The organism is Streptomyces sp. NBC_00344 (assembly GCF_036088315.1).
Lineage (GTDB): Bacteria > Actinomycetota > Actinomycetes > Streptomycetales > Streptomycetaceae > Streptomyces.
In genome coordinates this window covers 2,932,501-2,948,986 of the sequence record NZ_CP107996.1, presented here as the reverse complement: position 1 = coordinate 2,948,986, position 16,486 = coordinate 2,932,501, and the positions used below count along the sequence as shown (strand labels likewise).

Annotated in this window: 17 protein-coding genes (1 of these 17 cut by a window edge); 12 read left to right on the top strand and 5 right to left on the bottom strand. The window is 70.9% G+C overall.

Annotated elements, in window-relative coordinates:
* Position 1: 1 nt before the first annotated feature.
* Complete coding sequence (locus tag OHS16_RS13345; RefSeq protein WP_328537405.1) at positions 2-610, bottom strand: phosphatase PAP2 family protein; 609 nt, start codon at positions 608-610, stop codon at positions 2-4.
* 183 nt (positions 611-793) lie between these two features.
* Between OHS16_RS13345 and OHS16_RS13340 the strand changes: the two genes are divergently transcribed.
* Complete coding sequence (locus tag OHS16_RS13340; RefSeq protein ID WP_328540829.1) at positions 794-1,627, top strand: hypothetical protein; 834 nt, start codon at positions 794-796, stop codon at positions 1,625-1,627.
* Between the two features lie 88 nt (positions 1,628-1,715).
* Here OHS16_RS13340 and disA read toward each other — a convergent pair whose 3' ends face one another.
* Both disA and radA read right to left on the bottom strand, forming a co-directional pair.
* Complete coding sequence (gene disA / locus OHS16_RS13335) at positions 1,716-2,840, bottom strand: DNA integrity scanning diadenylate cyclase DisA (RefSeq protein WP_328537404.1); 1,125 nt, start codon at positions 2,838-2,840, stop codon at positions 1,716-1,718.
* Positions 2,841-2,896: 56 nt separating this feature from the next.
* Positions 2,897-4,291, bottom strand: a complete 1,395-nt coding sequence (radA, locus tag OHS16_RS13330; protein ID WP_328537403.1) for a DNA repair protein RadA — start codon at positions 4,289-4,291, stop codon at positions 2,897-2,899.
* A 171-nt stretch (positions 4,292-4,462) separates the two neighbouring features.
* On the opposite strand from radA, the gene OHS16_RS13325 reads away from it, so the two are divergent.
* On the top strand, positions 4,463-6,196 hold the full coding sequence (locus OHS16_RS13325; protein WP_328537402.1) for a BACON domain-containing protein: 1,734 nt from the start codon (positions 4,463-4,465) through the stop codon (positions 6,194-6,196).
* Positions 6,197-6,208: 12 nt separating this feature from the next.
* On the opposite strand, the gene OHS16_RS13320 is transcribed toward OHS16_RS13325, so the two are convergent.
* On the bottom strand, positions 6,209-7,009 hold the full coding sequence (locus OHS16_RS13320; RefSeq protein WP_328537401.1) for a hypothetical protein: 801 nt from the start codon (positions 7,007-7,009) through the stop codon (positions 6,209-6,211).
* Between the two features lie 77 nt (positions 7,010-7,086).
* Here OHS16_RS13320 and OHS16_RS13315 point away from each other — a divergent pair, with 77 nt between their 5' ends.
* The 6 genes from OHS16_RS13315 to OHS16_RS13290 all read left to right on the top strand — a co-directional run bounded on the left by OHS16_RS13315 (position 7,087) and on the right by OHS16_RS13290 (position 12,883).
* Positions 7,087-8,019 carry a Ppx/GppA phosphatase family protein gene (locus OHS16_RS13315; protein ID WP_328537400.1) on the top strand — a complete coding sequence of 311 codons (933 nt, stop codon included), beginning with the start codon at positions 7,087-7,089 and terminating at the stop codon, positions 8,017-8,019.
* Between the two features lie 22 nt (positions 8,020-8,041).
* A complete protein-coding gene (locus OHS16_RS13310) occupies positions 8,042-8,860 on the top strand; it encodes a sugar phosphate isomerase/epimerase family protein (protein ID WP_328537399.1) in 819 nt (272 codons plus the stop codon).
* Positions 8,857-9,483: a TetR/AcrR family transcriptional regulator gene (locus OHS16_RS13305; protein WP_328537398.1), complete on the top strand. Its 627-nt coding sequence runs from the start codon at positions 8,857-8,859 to the stop codon at positions 9,481-9,483. Before OHS16_RS13310 ends, OHS16_RS13305 begins: the two co-directional genes overlap by 4 nt.
* A gap of 121 nt (positions 9,484-9,604) precedes the next feature.
* Positions 9,605-11,455, top strand: a complete 1,851-nt coding sequence (ilvD, locus tag OHS16_RS13300; protein ID WP_328537397.1) for a dihydroxy-acid dehydratase — start codon at positions 9,605-9,607, stop codon at positions 11,453-11,455.
* Between the two features lie 113 nt (positions 11,456-11,568).
* A complete protein-coding gene (locus OHS16_RS13295) occupies positions 11,569-12,072 on the top strand; it encodes a hypothetical protein (RefSeq protein ID WP_443042610.1) in 504 nt (167 codons plus the stop codon).
* Between the two features lie 55 nt (positions 12,073-12,127).
* A complete protein-coding gene (locus tag OHS16_RS13290; RefSeq protein WP_328537396.1) occupies positions 12,128-12,883 on the top strand; it encodes a class I SAM-dependent methyltransferase in 756 nt (251 codons plus the stop codon).
* Positions 12,884-12,974: 91 nt separating this feature from the next.
* Here OHS16_RS13290 and OHS16_RS13285 read toward each other — a convergent pair whose 3' ends face one another.
* Positions 12,975-13,433, bottom strand: a complete 459-nt coding sequence (locus OHS16_RS13285; RefSeq protein ID WP_328537395.1) for a hypothetical protein — start codon at positions 13,431-13,433, stop codon at positions 12,975-12,977.
* A gap of 104 nt (positions 13,434-13,537) precedes the next feature.
* Here OHS16_RS13285 and OHS16_RS13280 point away from each other — a divergent pair, with 104 nt between their 5' ends.
* The 4 genes from OHS16_RS13280 to proC form a co-directional block, all read left to right on the top strand.
* Positions 13,538-14,302 carry a class I SAM-dependent methyltransferase gene (locus tag OHS16_RS13280; RefSeq protein ID WP_328537394.1) on the top strand — a complete coding sequence of 255 codons (765 nt, stop codon included), beginning with the start codon at positions 13,538-13,540 and terminating at the stop codon, positions 14,300-14,302.
* Between the two features lie 45 nt (positions 14,303-14,347).
* The gene (locus tag OHS16_RS13275) at positions 14,348-15,088 is read left to right on the top strand and encodes an ABC transporter ATP-binding protein (RefSeq protein ID WP_328537393.1); all 741 of its coding nucleotides are present in this window, start codon (positions 14,348-14,350) and stop codon (positions 15,086-15,088) included.
* Positions 15,085-15,822, top strand: coding sequence for an ABC transporter permease (locus OHS16_RS13270; RefSeq protein ID WP_328537392.1), 738 nt, complete (start codon positions 15,085-15,087; stop codon positions 15,820-15,822). The genes OHS16_RS13275 and OHS16_RS13270 overlap by 4 nt, the downstream gene beginning before the upstream one ends.
* A 121-nt stretch (positions 15,823-15,943) precedes the next feature.
* On the top strand, positions 15,944-16,486 hold the 5' portion of the coding sequence (gene proC, locus OHS16_RS13265) for a pyrroline-5-carboxylate reductase (RefSeq protein WP_328537391.1). It continues 267 nt past the right edge of the window; the window shows 543 of its 810 coding nt (coding positions 1-543); the start codon lies at positions 15,944-15,946; its stop codon lies beyond the right edge, outside the window.

The following is a 16,486-nucleotide window of genomic DNA, read 5'->3' as shown; positions in this document are numbered from 1 at the left end:
CTCAGCTCTCGGTCCCCGGCCCGGCGAACCAGGCCGCCACGCCGATGTCGCTGCGGCGCATGGCCTCCACGAGTCTGCGCACCGGACGGGTCAGCACCTCGATCACCAGCAGTGCGATCAGCGCACCGAGGATCAGGCCCACGATCACGTCGTGCGGGTAGTGCACGCCGACGAAGACCCGGGAGAACGCCATCAGCAGGGCCACCGGGACGGTGAGCCACACCAGCCGCATCACCGCGATCGACAGACCGACGGCCGCGGCCGCCGCGATGATCGAGTGGTTGCTGGGGAAGGACCAGTCGCCGTGCGGGGGACAGTCGATGAGCGGGGACATCGCGCCGGACACCGCCCGGCAGGGGCGTTCCTCGTGGATCACCGACTTCAGCAGTTCGCTGATGACATACGCGACGGCCGTCGCCAGCGGCGCGATCAGTGCCAGCGCCATCGTCTGGGACGGGGCCCTGCGCCCTCGCCACCACACCACGACGAACAGGAGGGCGAAGAGCAGCAGCCCCGCCTCTGTCCACAGCTCCATCAGGTGTTGCACCCAGGAGGGGGTGGAGTGCGCGAATTCGACGATATTTCGGTAGAGCTCGGAAGAACTGTCCATGGTGACGCACAGTATGGATCATCCGGAGTCGGGGGCCACGGGCGATCGATATGTCCGGACCCGACCGGAGTGGGAGGTCGGCGGCCCGGGCTACGAAATGATGATCCGTAAAAGTTGTACGGACGGCGGCGGGTGGGGCCTGAGTTGGGTCTGATCTCTCGTACAGTTTGCGCCGTGGGATCTATGCGCAATCCGGTCGGGCCGCTTCCCTCCTCCATCTACTGGCGACGGAGGGCAGTAGCGGCATCTCTGGTTGCGCTGCTCGCCCTGCTGGTGGTGTGGATCGTCACGTCGGGCGGTGGCGGAAACCACGGAGGTTCCGGATCCGACGGGGCGCACCCCGCCCCATCGATCACACCCGGGCCCTCCGGATCGGGTCCCGCGATCAGCCAGGTGCCCGGCGGCCGTGACGGGTCCGGCGGTTCGGGCAGCACGGGCGGTTCCGGCAGCACGGGCGGTTCCGGCTCGGACGGTTCCGATGACGCGGGCAGCGGTTCCGCCGGCTCGGACACCTCCGGCTCGGACGCCGGCGCCAACACAGCGGGTGGCAGCACCGGTTCGGGCTCCGCCGGTACCGGCGGTGACGCCGGCCGGCAGATCCCGGCCGGCTCCGGCCTCCCCGACTGCGCGGCGGGCGCCGTTCAGTTGACGCTGCACATTCCCAGGAACACCTACGCGCCCGATGAGAAGCCGAAGTTCGAACTGATCGCCAAGAACACCTCGTCGGCCAACTGCAAGCTGGACTTCGGGCCGAAGAGCACCGTGCTGACGATCACGTCCACCGCGACCGACAAGGTCATCTGGACCTCGAAGGACTGTCCCGATGACGGAGCGGCGCAGCTCTTCCAGGTGACGGCCAACTCCTCCGTCATCCACATCGTGCAGTGGAACCGCAGGACCTCGTCGGCCAAGTGCTCCGCCGCCACGCACGCGGCGGCGGCCGGAACCTATCTGGTGGAGGCGAAGGCGCCGGGGCTGCCGCTGAAGCGGACGTCGATCGTCCTGACGAAGGACTGAGCGGGCCGGCCCCCCGGTTTCGGCAGGGAGGGGCCGGACACCCGCGGGGCGGCCGCTGTGCCGGTGGCCGGGGCCCGCGGAGCAGCCCTCAGACGTACCTTTCCAGGATCGAGGACTCGGCCAGCCGGGAAAGTCCCTCCCGTACGCTCCGGGCGCGGGCCTCGCCCACTCCGTCCACGGTCTGCAGATCGTCGACGCTCGCGGCGAGCAGCTTCTGCAGCCCCCCGAAGTGCTCGACAAGCCGCTCGATGATCGCCCCGGGCAGCCGCGGCACCTTCGCCAGCAGCCGGTACCCCCGCGGCGACACCGCGGAGTCGAGTGTCTCGGGCGACCCGCTGTATCCCAGTGCCCGTGCCACCACCGGCAGTTCGAGCAGCTCGGTGTGGCTCAGCGTGTTCAGTTCGACCAGTGCCTCGGCGACGGTGCGCGAACGCTTCGCGGTGGGCTCGGGTACGTAGTCCCGGATGACGAGCTCGCGCTCCGGCTCCACCCCGGCGATCAACTCGTCGAGCTGGAGGGAGAGGAGGCGGCCGTCGGTGCCCAGCTCCACCACGTACTCGGCGATCTCGGTGGCGATCCGCCGCACCATCTCGAGCCGCTGCGCCACCGCGGTGACATCGCGGACCGTCACCAGGTCCTCGATCTCCAGAGCGGAGAGCGTGCCCGCGACCTCGTCGAGCCGGAGCTTGTACCGCTCCAGGGTGGCCAGAGCCTGATTCGCGCGGGACAGGATCGCCGCGGACTCCTCGAGGACCCGGCGCTCCCCGTCGACGTACAGCGCGATCAGATGCATCGACTGCGATACGGAGACGACCGGGAAGCCGCACTGTTTGGAGACCCGGTCCGCGGTGCGGTGGCGGGTGCCGGTCTCCTCGGTGGGGATGGACGCGTCGGGGACCAGCTGGACACCGGCCCGGAGGATCTTGCTGATGTCCTTGTCGAGGATCAGCGCGCCGTCGAGTTTGCACAGCTCACGCAGGCGCGTGGCGGCGAACTCGACATCCATGACGAAACCGCCGGTGCACATCGACTCGACCGTCTTGTCCATGCCGAGGACGATCAGCCCGCCGGTGTTGCCGCGCAGGATGCGTTCGAGGCCGTCGCGCAGCGCAGTACCGGGCGCGACGGCGCTCAGTGTGGCGCGCATCAGCGCTTCGGTGCCGGATGAGCTCCCGCCGGATTTTCCGGATGCTGCCCGGTCATTGGCTGCCACTGCACTCCTCCGGCTCGTACGGACGGGCGAGACCAGGGCAAAGTCTACCGGCGCACTCACTCCTCCCGGGGCGCCTGGGTCCTCGACCGGCGCGGAAGGACCCGCAGGGCCTCTCCCATGTCGGCCACCTCGATGACGTTCATACCGGCGGGGACCTTCCCCGGATCGCTCGGGACCAGTGCGTGGGTGAAGCCGAGACGGTGCGCCTCGGCGAGCCTGCGCTGGACTCCGGTCACCCTCCTGACCTCACCGGCCAGGCCCACTTCACCGATCGCGACCAGGTTCTTCGGCAGCGGCACGTCGCTCGCCGCGGATGCCAGGGCCAGCGCGACCGCGAGGTCGGCGGCCGGTTCGGTGAGCTTCACACCGCCGACCGTCGCGGTGTAGATGTCGCGCTTGCCGAGTGCGCTGATCCGGCCGCGCTGCTCGAGCACCGCGAGCATCATCGAGACCCGGGAGGTCTCAAGACCGGATGTGGTGCGCCTGGGCGAGGGGATCTGGGTGTCGACGGTGAGCGCCTGGACCTCCGCGACCAGCGGACGCTTTCCCTCGAGAGTGACCGTCAGACAGGTACCGGGAACCGGTTCGTCACGGCGTGTCAGGAACAGCCCGCTCGGATCCGCGAGACCTGTGATGCCCTCGTCGTGAAGCTCGAAGCAGCCGACCTCGTCGGTCGCGCCGTAGCGGTTCTTGACGCCGCGGACGAGCCTGAGCCGGGCATGCCGGTCACCCTCGAAGGACAGCACCACGTCCACCAGATGCTCCAGGAGCCGGGGCCCCGCGATGGCCCCGTCCTTCGTCACATGGCCGACCAGCAGGGTGGACATCCCGCGCTCCTTGGAGGCCCGGATCAGCGCACCGGCCACCTCGCGCACCTGGGCCATCCCGCCGGGGGCCCCGTCGAGTTCGGGTGACGCGACCGTCTGTACGGAGTCCAGCACCAGCAGCGAGGGCTTGACGGCGTCGAGATGGCCGAGCACCGCGGAGAGGTCGGTCTCGGCGGCCAGGAACAGATGGTCGTTGATCGCATGGATACGGTCCGCCCGGAGTCTCACCTGACTCGCCGACTCCTCGGCCGTCACATAGAGCGTGCGGTGGTCCTCGGTCGCTGCCTTCGCCGCGACATCGAGCAGCAGGGTGGACTTCCCGACGCCGGGCTCACCCGCGAGCAGCACCACAGCGCCGGGCACCAGACCGCCGCCGAGCACCCGGTCGAGCTCGTCCACGCCGGTCGGACGGGCGGTGGCCGTCCGGCTGTCGACCTGGCCGATCGGCAGGGCCGCGGTGCTGACCCGGCCGGCCGCGGTGGTCCGCACGGCGGGCGCGCCGCCGAACTCCTCCACCGTGCCCCAGGTCTGGCACTCGGGGCAGCGGCCGAGCCACTTAGCTGTCGTCCAGCCGCACTCGGTGCAGCGGTAGGACGGTTTGACGGACTTCGCACGGGTGGCCATGGCGCCACCGTAACGGCAGGGACCGACAGTGGAATCCGGCGAAGGCTACCGGCCGGAACGGGGGGCGGAATCTTCGATTCCTGTCCCCTTTCGAGGGATACATTCACCCGTAAGGATTAAATGCCCTGAAGAGGTGCTAAGAGCGGGCCGCCCCCGGCCTACCGTCGGCGGGTGACGAGCAGCAGCGTGGAGAACCACCCGCACCACACCCGCACACACCGGGCGCAGCGGCATACGTCCCGCCCGGCGGAGCGGCGGCCTCCGGCGCGGTACGAGGCATATTTGGATGGTCTTTTCACCTACGGGCTCTCCGTCCTGTGCGACCACGAGGCCGCGAACGCGGTCCTGGGTGAGGTACTCTCCGTCGCCGACCGGCAGTTCGGCCGCTGTCCCTCCGACGAACGCGGCCGCCGGGCCTGGCTCTACGCACTCGCCCGATGGGCCTGTCTGCGCAAGCTCGCCGAGCAGAAGCGGCTGCGGCCCGGCGCCCACACCGGCCGTACGCAGACGAGCGCACCGGCCGTCCCCGCGGATGCCGCCGAACGGCAGCGCCGCGATCTCGCCACCCTCGCGTGGCCGGAAGCCGCGGGCACCACCCCCGAGCAGCGTGAGGCGCTGGAGCTGGCGGTGCGCCACCGGCTCGCCCCGCCGGAAGTCGCCGCCGTACTCGGTATGGAGCACACCGCGGCCCGCGAACTGCTGGCCGCCGCGGCCTGCGAGGTGGAGCGGACCAGGGCGGCGCTCGCCGTGGTCGAGACCGGCAACTGCCCCAGCGTCGCCCGCCTCACCGGCGACAACCGGGTTCTGCTCTCCAGCGCACTGCGCCGCGAACTGGTCCGGCACGTGGATGACTGCCCACGCTGCCGCCAGGTCGCCGAGCGGGCCGGAGCGGCCGGTCCCTGGCCCGGATCCAGCGTCACCCCTGCCACCCCCGCCGCACTCCCGATGGTCGCGGCGGAACGATCCGCCGCCCACGCGGCAATGCTGCACGCCCAGCGGGGCAGCGCCCCGCGGTTCGGCCGCGACGGCTTCCCGCTGGACCCGAAGGACCGCGCGGCCCGCCGCGACCGCCTCAGGGCGCGCGCGGTGACGACGACGGTGGTGGCCACCGTCGTGGCTGCGCCGGTACTGGCTCTCTGGGCCGCGTACCGCAACGCGCCGTCAACAGGCGAGGGACGCGGCGGTTCGGTGACCGCCCGCCAGGCGGACGGCCACGGCGGCCTGGGCGCCGGCACCTACGACCACTACGAGAACGCGGGCAACGCCCGCACCGATCACACCGACCGCACCCCCTTCGCCGGCGGCAGTGGCTCGCCCGACGTGTCGGTCGAGGTCATCAGCCCCGGGGCCGGACAGAAAACGCCCGCCGGCCGTTCGCCCGACGGCGGCCGCTCGCCGGCCGGCCGGCCGATCGCCCCCGGTTCGCTCACCGTGGCGGCTCGCTCGGCGGGCGGACACACCGTGATCACCCTGACGTCGGGGGCGGACCGGCCGGTCTCCTGGTCGGCCTGGACGACCGCCGGGTGGATCCACCTCAGCAGCTCGTCCGGCGTCCTGCGGCCGGGCGGGTCGGTCACGCTCCGGGTCCTTGTCGATCACCGGGCCGAGCCGTCCGGCTTCTGGTCGGCCCGGATCGGCATCAACCCGTCGGGTGCGGTGGTCCGTCTGCGGGGCCACGGCCGCGGAGACAGCAGCCATGGCCACCAGGGGCACGGCCACGAAGGCCATGGCCACCATCACGGCCACCCGACCCCGACGCGGCCGCCCACCGGCGACCCGACACCGGTCCCCTCGGAGCCCACGCCCACCCCTGCGGATCCGACGCCCACCCCGACACCGCCGCCTTCGGACCCGCCGGCGTCGCCGCCCCCCGAGGACCCGACGGTGCCCTCAGCCATGGAGTGACGGCGGTCGCGCTCAGGCGGGGTCGGCCGGATGCGGTGCCATCGGCAGCAGCGCCGAGAGGCGCTCCTCGCACAGCACCACCAGACGGTCGTACGCCGCCTTGCCCATCAGCTCGATGAGTTCCGGCCGGTACGAGACATAGACCGGGTCCCCGGCCCCGTGCGCGGACGTCGCCGAGGTGCACCACCAGTGCAGGTCATGGCCGCCCGGGCCCCAGCCGCGCCGGTCGTACTCGCCGATCGAGATCTGCAGCACCCGGGAGTCGTCGGGCCGGTCGATCCAGTCGTACGTCCGGCGCACCGGCAGCTGCCAGCAGACGTCCGGCTTGGTCTCCAGCGGCTCCTTGCCCTCCTTCAGGGCCAGGATGTGCAACGAGCACCCGGCACCGCCCGCGAAGCCCGGCCGGTTCTGGAAGATGCACGAACCGTCCCAGCGCCGGGTCTGGCGCTCGCCGTCCTCGTCGAGCTGCACCCAGCCCGACTCCGTACCCACGTCGTGGAACTGCCACAGATCAGGAGTGAGCCGGGCCACATGACCGGCCACCCGCTGCTCGTCCTCCTCGTCGGAGAAATGCGCCCCGAGCGTGCAGCAGCCGTCGTCGGCCCGGCCTGCCTGGATGCCCTGGCAGCCACTGCCGAAAATGCAGTTCCACCGTGAGGTCAGCCAGGTCAGGTCGCAGCGGAAGACCTGTTCGTCGTCGGCGGGGTCCGGAAACTCGACCCAGGCACGGGCGAAGTCCAGACCCTGCTCGTCGTTCGCCGGCCCGGACTGCTTCACGGCTTTGCCCGGCTTCGCCTTTTTCGTCTTTGGCACAGGTCCAGCGTACGGGCGCGGCGACCGGATCCGGGCTGGCGACCATCCGCTCGCCCATCCGCAGTAGCGTTCCGCGTATGAGACTCGGAGTCCTCGACGTGGGTTCGAACACGGTGCACCTGCTGGTGGTCGACGCCCACCCCGGCGCACGTCCGCTGCCCGCCCACTCGCACAAGGCCGAGCTGCGCCTCGCCGAACTGCTCGACACCGAGGGCGCGATCGGCCCGGAGGGCATCGACCGCCTGGTCTCCACCATCAACGACGCCTTGCAGGCCGCCGAGGACAAGGGCGCCGAGGAGGTGCTGCCGTTCGCGACCTCCGCCGTGCGTGAGGCCAGCAACGCCGACCAGGTGCTGACCCGGGTGCGTGACGAGACCGGGGTCGACCTCCAGGTGCTCTCCGGCGAGGACGAGGCCCGGCTGACCTTCCTGGCGGCCCGGCGCTGGTTCGGCTGGTCCGCAGGACGGCTGCTGCTGCTCGACATCGGCGGCGGTTCGCTGGAGATCGCGTACGGCATCGACGAACAGCCGGACGCCGCGGTGTCGCTGCCGCTCGGCGCCGGCCGCCTCACCAACGCCTGGCTGCCGGGCGATCCTCCGGACCCGCAGGACGTCAGGGCGCTGCGCCGTCATGTCCGCGCGGAGATCGCCCGCACGGCCGGGGAGTTCACCCGCTTCGGCCGGCCGGATCATGTGGTGGCCACGTCGAAGACCTTCCGGCAGCTCTCCAGGATCGCGGGCGCGGCGCGCTCCAGCGAAGGGCCGTACGTCCATCGGGGACTGAGTCGTACGTCACTCGAGGAGTGGGTGCCGAAACTCTCCGCCATGACCGCCGCTGAGCGGGCCAGGCTGCCCGGCGTCTCGGACGAGCGGGCACCGCAACTGCTGGCAGGAGCGCTGGTCGCGGAGGGTGCGATGGACCTGCTCGGGGTGGAGGAGCTGGAAGTCTGCCCCTGGGCCCTGCGCGAAGGCGTCATCCTGCGCCGCATCGACCACCTCCCGGCCCGGTAGCGCAGGCCCGTACCCTGTCTCCGTGGCAGAACCAGTGGTGCGCATCCCGGATGCGAAGGTCGCGCTGTCCACGGCGTCCGTGTATCCGGAGTCGACGGCGACGGCCTTCGAGATCGCCGCGCGCCTCGGCTACGACGGGGTCGAGGTGATGGTGTGGACCGACCCCGTCAGCCAGGACATCGAAGCGCTGCGGGGTCTCTCCGACTATCACCGGGTGCCGATCCTCGCGGTGCACGCGCCCTGTCTGCTGATCACCCAGCGGGTGTGGTCGACGGACCCGTGGACAAAGCTCCAGCGGGCCCGCGCCGCCGCCGAGAAGCTCGGGGCCTCCACCGTGGTGGTGCATCCGCCCTTCCGCTGGCAACGGAACTACGCCCGTGACTTCGTGAGCGGTATCTGGCGGATGGCCGACGAGACGGATGTCCGCTTCGCCGTCGAGAACATGTATCCCTGGCGCTACCGTGACCGCGAGATGCTGGCCTACGCCCCGGACTGGGACGTCACCAAGGACGACTACCGCCACTTCACGGTCGACCTCTCACACACCGCGACGGCCCGCACGGACGCCATGGCGATGATCGACCGGATGGGCTCGCGACTGGCCCATGTCCATCTCGCGGACGGCCGGGGCTCCGGCAAGGACGAACATCTGGTGCCGGGCCGCGGCACCCAGCCCTGCGCCGAGCTTCTCGAAGGGCTGGCGAGCACCGGCTTCGACGGCCATGTCGTCATCGAGGTCAACACCCGCCGGGCCATGTCGGCGGCCGAACGCGAAGCGGATCTGGCGGAGGCGCTCGCCTTCACGCGCCTCCACCTCGCCAGCAGGGCCCACCGACCGTGACCGAGCCGACCCCGGCCCGCCGCCGCAGAGGCAGACCGCCCAGCAACCCGGCCGCCGACGGCCCCGGCGCCCGGGAGCGGATCCTGGAGTCCGCCCGTACGGAATTCTCGGAGCGGGGGTACGACAAGACGTCCGTCCGCGGTATCGCCAAGAGGGCCGGTGTGGACCCGGCGCTCGTCCACCACTACTTCGGCACCAAGGACGAGGTGTTCGCGGCGGCGATCGAAGTGACGATGGACCCGTCCCAGCTCGTTCCCGCACTGATCGGCGCCGGCCCCGAGGGCATCGGCGAACGCCTGGCCCGCCACTTCCTCGGTATCTGGGAGAACCCGAGCAGCCGCGCCCCGCTCCTCGCGATCGTCCGTTCCGCTCTGACCCACGAGGCGGCGGCGAAGGTGCTGCGGGGCTTTGTGCTGCAGCGGGTCCTGGAACGAGTCGCGGCGGACCTGAAGGTGCCCAAACCGCAGTTCCGGGCGGAGCTGGCCGCCTCGCACATGATCGGGATCGCGATGCTGAGGTATGTGATCGAGGTGGAGCCGATGGCCTCGGCGGACGTCGATGAGATCGTCGCGATGGTGGCGCCGACGCTCCAGAGGTACCTGACGGAGCCGGACCCGGCGTGACATCGGCGGGCCGGCGTCCGCACAGCGCACACCCTCGTCCCGCGATCCGGACAGCGTGTCCGGATCCTGGAAGCAGGCGTACCCTCGACAGCAGTCCATTCTGCCAAAGGAGCGAGCCACGATGCCCGAGCTGAGGTCCCGCACAGTCACCCACGGCCGCAACATGGCGGGCGCACGCGCCCTTATGCGGGCTTCGGGCGTAGCAAGCGCGGACATCGGCAAGCCGATCATCGCGGTGGCCAACTCGTTCACCGAGTTCGTGCCCGGACACACCCACCTCCAGCCGGTGGGCCGGATCGTCTCCGAGGCGATCAAGGCGGCGGGTGCCGTGCCCCGCGAGTTCAACACCATCGCCGTGGACGACGGCATCGCGATGGGACACGGCGGCATGCTCTACAGCCTGCCGTCCCGCGATCTCATCGCCGACAGCGTCGAATACATGGTCGAGGCCCACTGCGCGGACGCCCTGATCTGCATCTCCAACTGCGACAAGATCACCCCTGGCATGCTGATGGCCGCGATGCGCCTCAACATCCCCACCGTCTTTGTCTCCGGCGGTCCGATGGAGGCCGGCAAGGCCACCCTCGTCGACGGCACGGTCCGCAAGCTCGACCTGATCAACGCGATCAGTGACGCGGTGAACGAGAACGTCTCCGACGAGGACATCCTCCGTATCGAGGAGAACGCCTGCCCCACCTGCGGCAGCTGCTCCGGCATGTTCACCGCGAACTCGATGAACTGCCTGACGGAAGCCCTGGGCCTGTCGCTGCCCGGCAACGGCTCGGTCCTGGCCACCCACACCGCGCGCAAGGCGCTGTACGAGGACGCCGGCCGGACCGTCGTGGACATCGCCAAGCGCTACTACGAGCAGGACGACGAGACCGTACTGCCCCGCGCCATCGGTACCCGCGCCGCTTTCGACAACGCCATGGCGCTGGACATCTCCATGGGCGGCTCGACCAACACCATCCTGCATCTGCTCGCCGCGGCGCAGGAGGCGGAGCTCGCCTACGGCCTCGACGACATGGACGCGGTCTCCCGGCGGGTGCCCTGTCTCTCCAAGGTCGCCCCGAACGTCGCCCCGGGCGGCACGTACTACATGGAGGACGTGCACCGGGCCGGCGGCATCCCCGCCATCCTCGGCGAGCTGTACCGCGGCGGCATGCTGAACGAGGACGTCCACTCCGTGCACTCCCCGACGCTCGCCGACTGGCTGAAGACCTGGGACGTGCGCGGCGGCTCCCCTACGCCGGAGGCCGTCGAGCTGTGGCACGCCGCCCCCGGCTGCGTCCGCTCCGCCACGGCCTTCTCGCAGTCCGAGCGCTGGGCCGACCTCGACCTGGACGCGGCGGGCGGCTGCATCCGCGACGTGGAGCACGCGTACTCCGCGGACGGTGGCCTCGCGGTCCTCAAGGGCAACCTCGCGGTGGACGGCTGTGTCGTGAAGACGGCCGGCGTCGACGAGTCGATCTGGACCTTCGAGGGGCCCGCCGTGGTCTGCGAGTCGCAGGAGGAGGCCGTCGACAAGATCCTCCGCAAGGAGATCAAGGAGGGTGACGTCGTCGTCATCCGCTACGAGGGTCCCAAGGGCGGCCCCGGTATGCAGGAAATGCTCTACCCCACGTCCTTTCTCAAGGGACGTGGGCTCGGCAAGGCCTGCGCGCTGGTGACCGACGGCCGTTTCTCCGGTGGCACATCGGGTCTCTCCATCGGTCACGCGTCGCCGGAGGCCGCATCCGGCGGCACCATCGCGCTCGTCGAGGACGGCGACCGGATCCGTATCGACATCCCCGGCCGCACCATCGAACTCCTGGTCCCCGACGAGGACCTCGCCGCCCGGCGAACCGCGCTGAACGGCGTGTACGCCCCGGCCGGCCGCGAGCGCAAGGTGTCCCAGGCGCTGAAGGCGTACGCGGCGATGGCCACCAGCGCCGACCGCGGTGCCGTCCGGGACAGCTCGAAGCTCGGCTGAGACCCGCTGCTCCGGGACCGGCCCGCGGCCCGTGCGACCACGGGCCGCGGGCCGGTCCCATGGGTGACGGGCATCCGGATCCGGGGGGATGGCGGCAGGGGATAATCGACGCTGTGAGTGAGAACAGCGAGAGCGCCACCCCCGGTGGGCCGCAGCCCGAGTCCATGCGTTTCTTCGGTACGACCTGGGTCGGCCACGACGGCCGGTACGGGCTGCGACGCGCCGGTGTCGCCTGCGGTTCTCTGATCGCCGCCGCCGCCTCCTGCCTGGTGATGCGATTCGCCTACCAGGGCGTACGGATCGCCGACGTCGGCAGCTTCGTCGCGGTCCTCTTCGTCGTCGTCTTCGCGGTCTGCAGCGCCCTCGCCTTCGCCCGCACCTGGGACGGCTTCCGCCGCCGCCCCGCCGACCCGGCCCGTGAGGAATCCCTGCGCAGCCTCAAGGCGATCGGCTTCATCGGCTCGCTCCTCGCCTACTTCTTGCGCTCCCTCACGGAGGCTCCGGGGGAACAGCTGCTCCGCAGTGAGTACGAGAGCGCCCTCGCGCAGTACGAAAAGCGGCGGGGCGCTCGCGCCGGGAATCCGGCAGCCCGCGGAAAGCCGGGGCGGAAGCGGTGAACAATCGGCAGGAGGGCTCTGGTCCCCGAGGCTCTCGGCCGGGAGGATGTCTGACATGACGGAACTCGCACTGTCCTCCGACTCGGGCGCCGCACGGTACGCGGCGGCACGTCCCGGGTACCCGCCGGCGCTCTTCGACGCGGTCGAGGAAATGGCCCACCGTGCGTTCAGGGGGGCCTACGTCATCGATGTCGGTGCGGGCACCGGGATAGCCACCGGCCTGATGCGGGACCGCGGCGCCGAGGTCCTGGCGGTCGAACCGGGGCCCGGTATGGCCGCGCAACTGCGCACCACCCACCCGGACATCCCGCTGGTCCGGGGCGAGGGGGACGCGCTGCCCGTCGCCTCGGGCAGCGCCGACTTCGTCACCTACGCCCAGTCCTGGCACTGGACCGAACCGACCCGCTCGGTCCCCGAAGCCCTGCGCGTGCTCAGACCACGGGGTGTCCTGGCCCTGTGGTGGAACTCTCCCGACCCGGCCGCGACCTGGGCCACGGAACAAGAGGCGCGCCTGTGCGAACGCCTCCCCGACTTCCGGCGGTACAGCTCGTCCCCCAAGGCCCCGGTCGTCATCAATTCGCTGTACGACGGCCTGGCCCCCGCCTTTCGCCGTCTCCACTGGAGCCGCGAAGTCACCGTCGACACCCACATCGCCCGGCTGGGCAGCCGGTCCCAGCTCGCCGCGGACGAAGAGAAGGCGGCCCCGGTACTGGCGGACGAGCGCTCCGAACTCCTGCGGACCTTCCCTGACGGAATGGTGAAGGAGGAATACATCATCAACCTCACCGCGGTCCGCAAGCCTGCTGGCTGAGGGCCGTCCCACCGTTGACCGGGAGGTCGCAGGCGCCGCGAGCCGTTAACCGGGAGGTCGCAGGCGCCGCGAGCCGCGCGTCTGACATCCCTCAGCCGCGCCGCCCACCGCCGTAACGCCCCACCAGCCCCACCACGCCGCCGACGACGATCCCGCGCCAGATGCCGTCGCCGACACTCGAGAAGAACCCTTCGGAGCTCAGCAACTGCCGGACCAGCACGTCCGACACGGCCATCAGCACGGCCGGGACCGCCGCGACCCGCCAGGAGTGTGCCACCGCCCACCGCCGGATCCTCCGGTCGGCCGCCGCGGCGGACCGTCCGCCCATCGCGGCTCCCGCTCCGCCCACCAGGAAGAACAGCGTCAGGGCGACGGAGACGGCCGTGGCCGCCGCGTGCGCGCCCATCCCCTCCGCGATCGTGGAGACCCCGAGGGCCACCCCGCCGCCCAGCGCGCCGACCGCCGCCGCGGCCCGCCACGGCCCGAGCGTCGCGGAGGCGAGAGCGAGACTGCGCTGCTCGGACTTGGACATCTCATCGTTCTGCGTCATACCGCCACGGTCCGCCCGGCGCCCCGCCGCACACCATCGGGGATGACCCTGACCCACCCCTGAACATCGGGGCGAAGCCCCGCCCCGTGGGCAGGATGACCGGTATGACGAGCACCTCACGCGCGCACTCCTTCAACGCGGCGGCCGCCGCCTACGCCGCCAACCGCCCCTCCTACCCGCAGGCCCTCCTCGACGGGATCGAGGACATCGCGGGCCGCCCGCTCGCCGGCGCGGCGGTCGCCGACATCGGCGCCGGAACCGGCATAGCGACGGCCCTGCTGCACGGACGCGGCGCCCGGGTCGTCGCCGTCGAGCCGGGCGACGGCATGACCGAAGAGTTCCGCCGCACCCTTCCCGGCGTACCGATCGTGCGGGGCGACGGAAACCACCTCCCGCTCGCCGGTGCGTCGGCCGACTTCCTCACGTACGCCCAGTCCTGGCACTGGACAGACCCGGCCCGGTCAGCGCCCGAGGCGATGCGCGTGCTGCGCCCCGGCGGTGCGCTCGCCCTGTGGTGGAACATCTCGGACCACGAGGTGCGGTGGATCGCCGAACAGGACCTCCGGGTCCGCCGGTTCTTCGGTGCCGCCGCCCCCGCCGGTGGTGACGCGGGCGCGCACGGCAGCTCCGACCGGAGCCGGGCCATGTCGGGCGGCCTTGACTTCGTCCGGCGGAGCGTGCGCTGGAGCCGCCGTGTCCCGCTCGACACGCATCTCGCCAATCTGGCGAGTCACTCGGCGTTCCTGGTGCTCGGCAGTGAGGCCACCGCCGGCTTCATCGCGCGGGAGCGCGCCGTGCTGAGGGAGCTCTTCCCGGGCGGCACGGTCGACGAGGCGTATGTCGTGGATCTCAGCGTCGCACTCAACTGACCGCCGCCCTTGACGCATCGGCCCCTCAGGAAGATTATTCATCACATGATGAATTCCCAGGGGGCTGCCGTCGCCGCCCAGAACCTCACCGTCGTACGGGGCGCCCGAACCGTCCTGCACGATCTGCACTTCACCGTGCCGCGAGGCCGGATCACCGGCCTGCTCGGGCCTTCCGGCTGCGGCAAGTCCACGCTGATGCGCTCGGTGGTAGGCACCCAGGCAAAGGTCACCGGCGCGCTCACCGTCCTCGACCGGCCCGCCGGCTCCGCCCCGCTGCGCCGGCGCATCGGATACGTCACCCAGGCCCCATCGGTCTACGACGACCTCACCGTCCGCCAGAACCTGGACTACTTCGCCGCGATCCTCGGCGTCCGCGACGACGTCTCCCGCGCCATCGGCCGGGTCGACCTGACCACCCAAGCCGACTCCCTGGCAGGCAATCTCTCGGGCGGCCAGCGGAGCAGGGTCTCGCTGGCGGTTGCCCTGCTCGGCGCCCCGGAACTCCTGGTACTCGACGAGCCGACGGTCGGCCTCGACCCGGTCCTGCGCAGAGACCTCTGGGAGCTGTTCCACAGCCTCGCCGGGACCGGAACCACCCTCCTGGTCTCCTCGCACGTCATGGACGAGGCCGAACGCTGCCACCGGCTGCTGCTGATGCGCGAGGGAGAAATCCTGGCGGACGGCACCCCCGACGAACTGCGCACCCGTACCGGCTCTCCGACCGTCGAGGAAGCCTTCCTCCACCTGGTGGACGCAGCCCGGGCGACCCAGGAGATGTCCCGATGACGCTGAACCACACCCTCGCCACCGCCGCCCGGGTCCTGCGGCAGCTGCGCCACGACCCCCGCACGATCGCACTGCTGCTGGTGATCCCCGCTGTGATGATCGTCCTGCTGCGCTATGTGTTCGACGCTTCGCCCCGGACCTTCGACTCGATCGGCGCCTCGCTGCTCGGCATCTTCCCGCTGGTCACCATGTTCCTCGTGACGTCCATCGCGACCTTGCGTGAACGCACGTCGGGCACCCTGGAACGCCTGCTCTCCCTGCCCATCGGCAAATCCGACATCATCGCCGGTTACGCCCTGGCCTTCGGTCTCCTGGCAGTCGTCCAGTCGGCCGTCGCCACGGCCCTGTCGGTGTGGCTGCTCGACCTGGACGTCACAGGTTCCCCGTGGCTGCTGCTCCTGGTGGCCCTCCTGGACGCCCTCCTCGGCACCGCGCTCGGACTCTTCGTCTCGGCCTTCGCCGCTACGGAATTCCAGGCGGTCCAGTTCATGCCGGCCGTGATCTTCCCGCAGCTTCTCCTGTGCGGCCTGTTCACTCCACGCGGCCGGATGCAGCCCGTCCTCGAGGGCATCTCCAATGTCCTGCCGATGTCGTACGCGGTCGACGCGATGAACGAAGTACTGCGCCACGAGAGCGCCACAGCTGTGTTCTTCCGTGACGCGGTGATCGTCGGAGGGGTGGCTCTGCTGGTGCTCGCCCTGGGTGCGGCCACCCTGCGACGGCGTACTGCGTGAAAGGAGGCGCGGCCGGCCCGGCGCGGGGGCCCATCCCTCGGACACCAGCCGCGCCCCGGACCGCCCGGTGAAAGGATGACCACGCACGGAAAAGATCCCCACCGGCGAGGTGAACAGAGCCATGGCCCAGACAGTCGCAGTCCTAGGCACGGGCAAGATCGGCGAAGCCCTCCTCAGCGGAATGATCCGCGGCGGCTGGCCCCCGGCCCATCTCCTGGTCACCGCCCGCCGCCCCGCCCGAGCGGAAGAACTCCGCAGCAGGTACGGCGTGGAGGCGGTCACCAACGCCGAAGCGGCGAAACGCGCCGGCATCCTCATCCTCACCGTCAAGCCACAGGACATGGGCACGCTGCTCGACGAGCTTGCCCCGCACGTCCCCGCCGACCGCCTGATCATCAGCGGCGCGGCGGGTATCCCCACCTCCTACTTCGAGGAGCGGCTCGCGGCGGGCACCCCGGTGGTCCGGGTCATGACCAACACCCCGGCCCTGGTCGACGAGGCCATGTCCGTCATCTCGCCGGGCAGTCACGCAACCGAGGTGCACCTCACCCATGCCGAGGAGATCTTCGGCGGAGTGGGGAAGACCGTGCGGGTGCCCGAGAGCCGGCAGGACGCGGCCACCGCCCTGTCCGGCTCGGGTCCTGCGTACTTCTACTACCTGGTC

Coding starts and splice junctions, on each gene's coding strand:
- OHS16_RS13345 (WP_328537405.1), bottom strand. CDS start 610: ATGGACAGTTCTTCCGAGCTCTACCGAAATATCGTCGAATTCGCGCAC.
- OHS16_RS13340 (WP_328540829.1), top strand. CDS start 794: ATGCGCAATCCGGTCGGGCCGCTTCCCTCCTCCATCTACTGGCGACGG.
- radA (WP_328537403.1), bottom strand. CDS start 4,291: ATGGCCACCCGTGCGAAGTCCGTCAAACCGTCCTACCGCTGCACCGAG.
- OHS16_RS13315 (WP_328537400.1), top strand. CDS start 7,087: ATGAGACTCGGAGTCCTCGACGTGGGTTCGAACACGGTGCACCTGCTG.
- ilvD (WP_328537397.1), top strand. CDS start 9,605: ATGCCCGAGCTGAGGTCCCGCACAGTCACCCACGGCCGCAACATGGCG.
- OHS16_RS13290 (WP_328537396.1), top strand. CDS start 12,128: ATGACGGAACTCGCACTGTCCTCCGACTCGGGCGCCGCACGGTACGCG.
- OHS16_RS13285 (WP_328537395.1), bottom strand. CDS start 13,433: ATGACGCAGAACGATGAGATGTCCAAGTCCGAGCAGCGCAGTCTCGCT.
- OHS16_RS13280 (WP_328537394.1), top strand. CDS start 13,538: ATGACGAGCACCTCACGCGCGCACTCCTTCAACGCGGCGGCCGCCGCC.
- OHS16_RS13275 (WP_328537393.1), top strand. CDS start 14,348: ATGATGAATTCCCAGGGGGCTGCCGTCGCCGCCCAGAACCTCACCGTC.
- OHS16_RS13270 (WP_328537392.1), top strand. CDS start 15,085: ATGACGCTGAACCACACCCTCGCCACCGCCGCCCGGGTCCTGCGGCAG.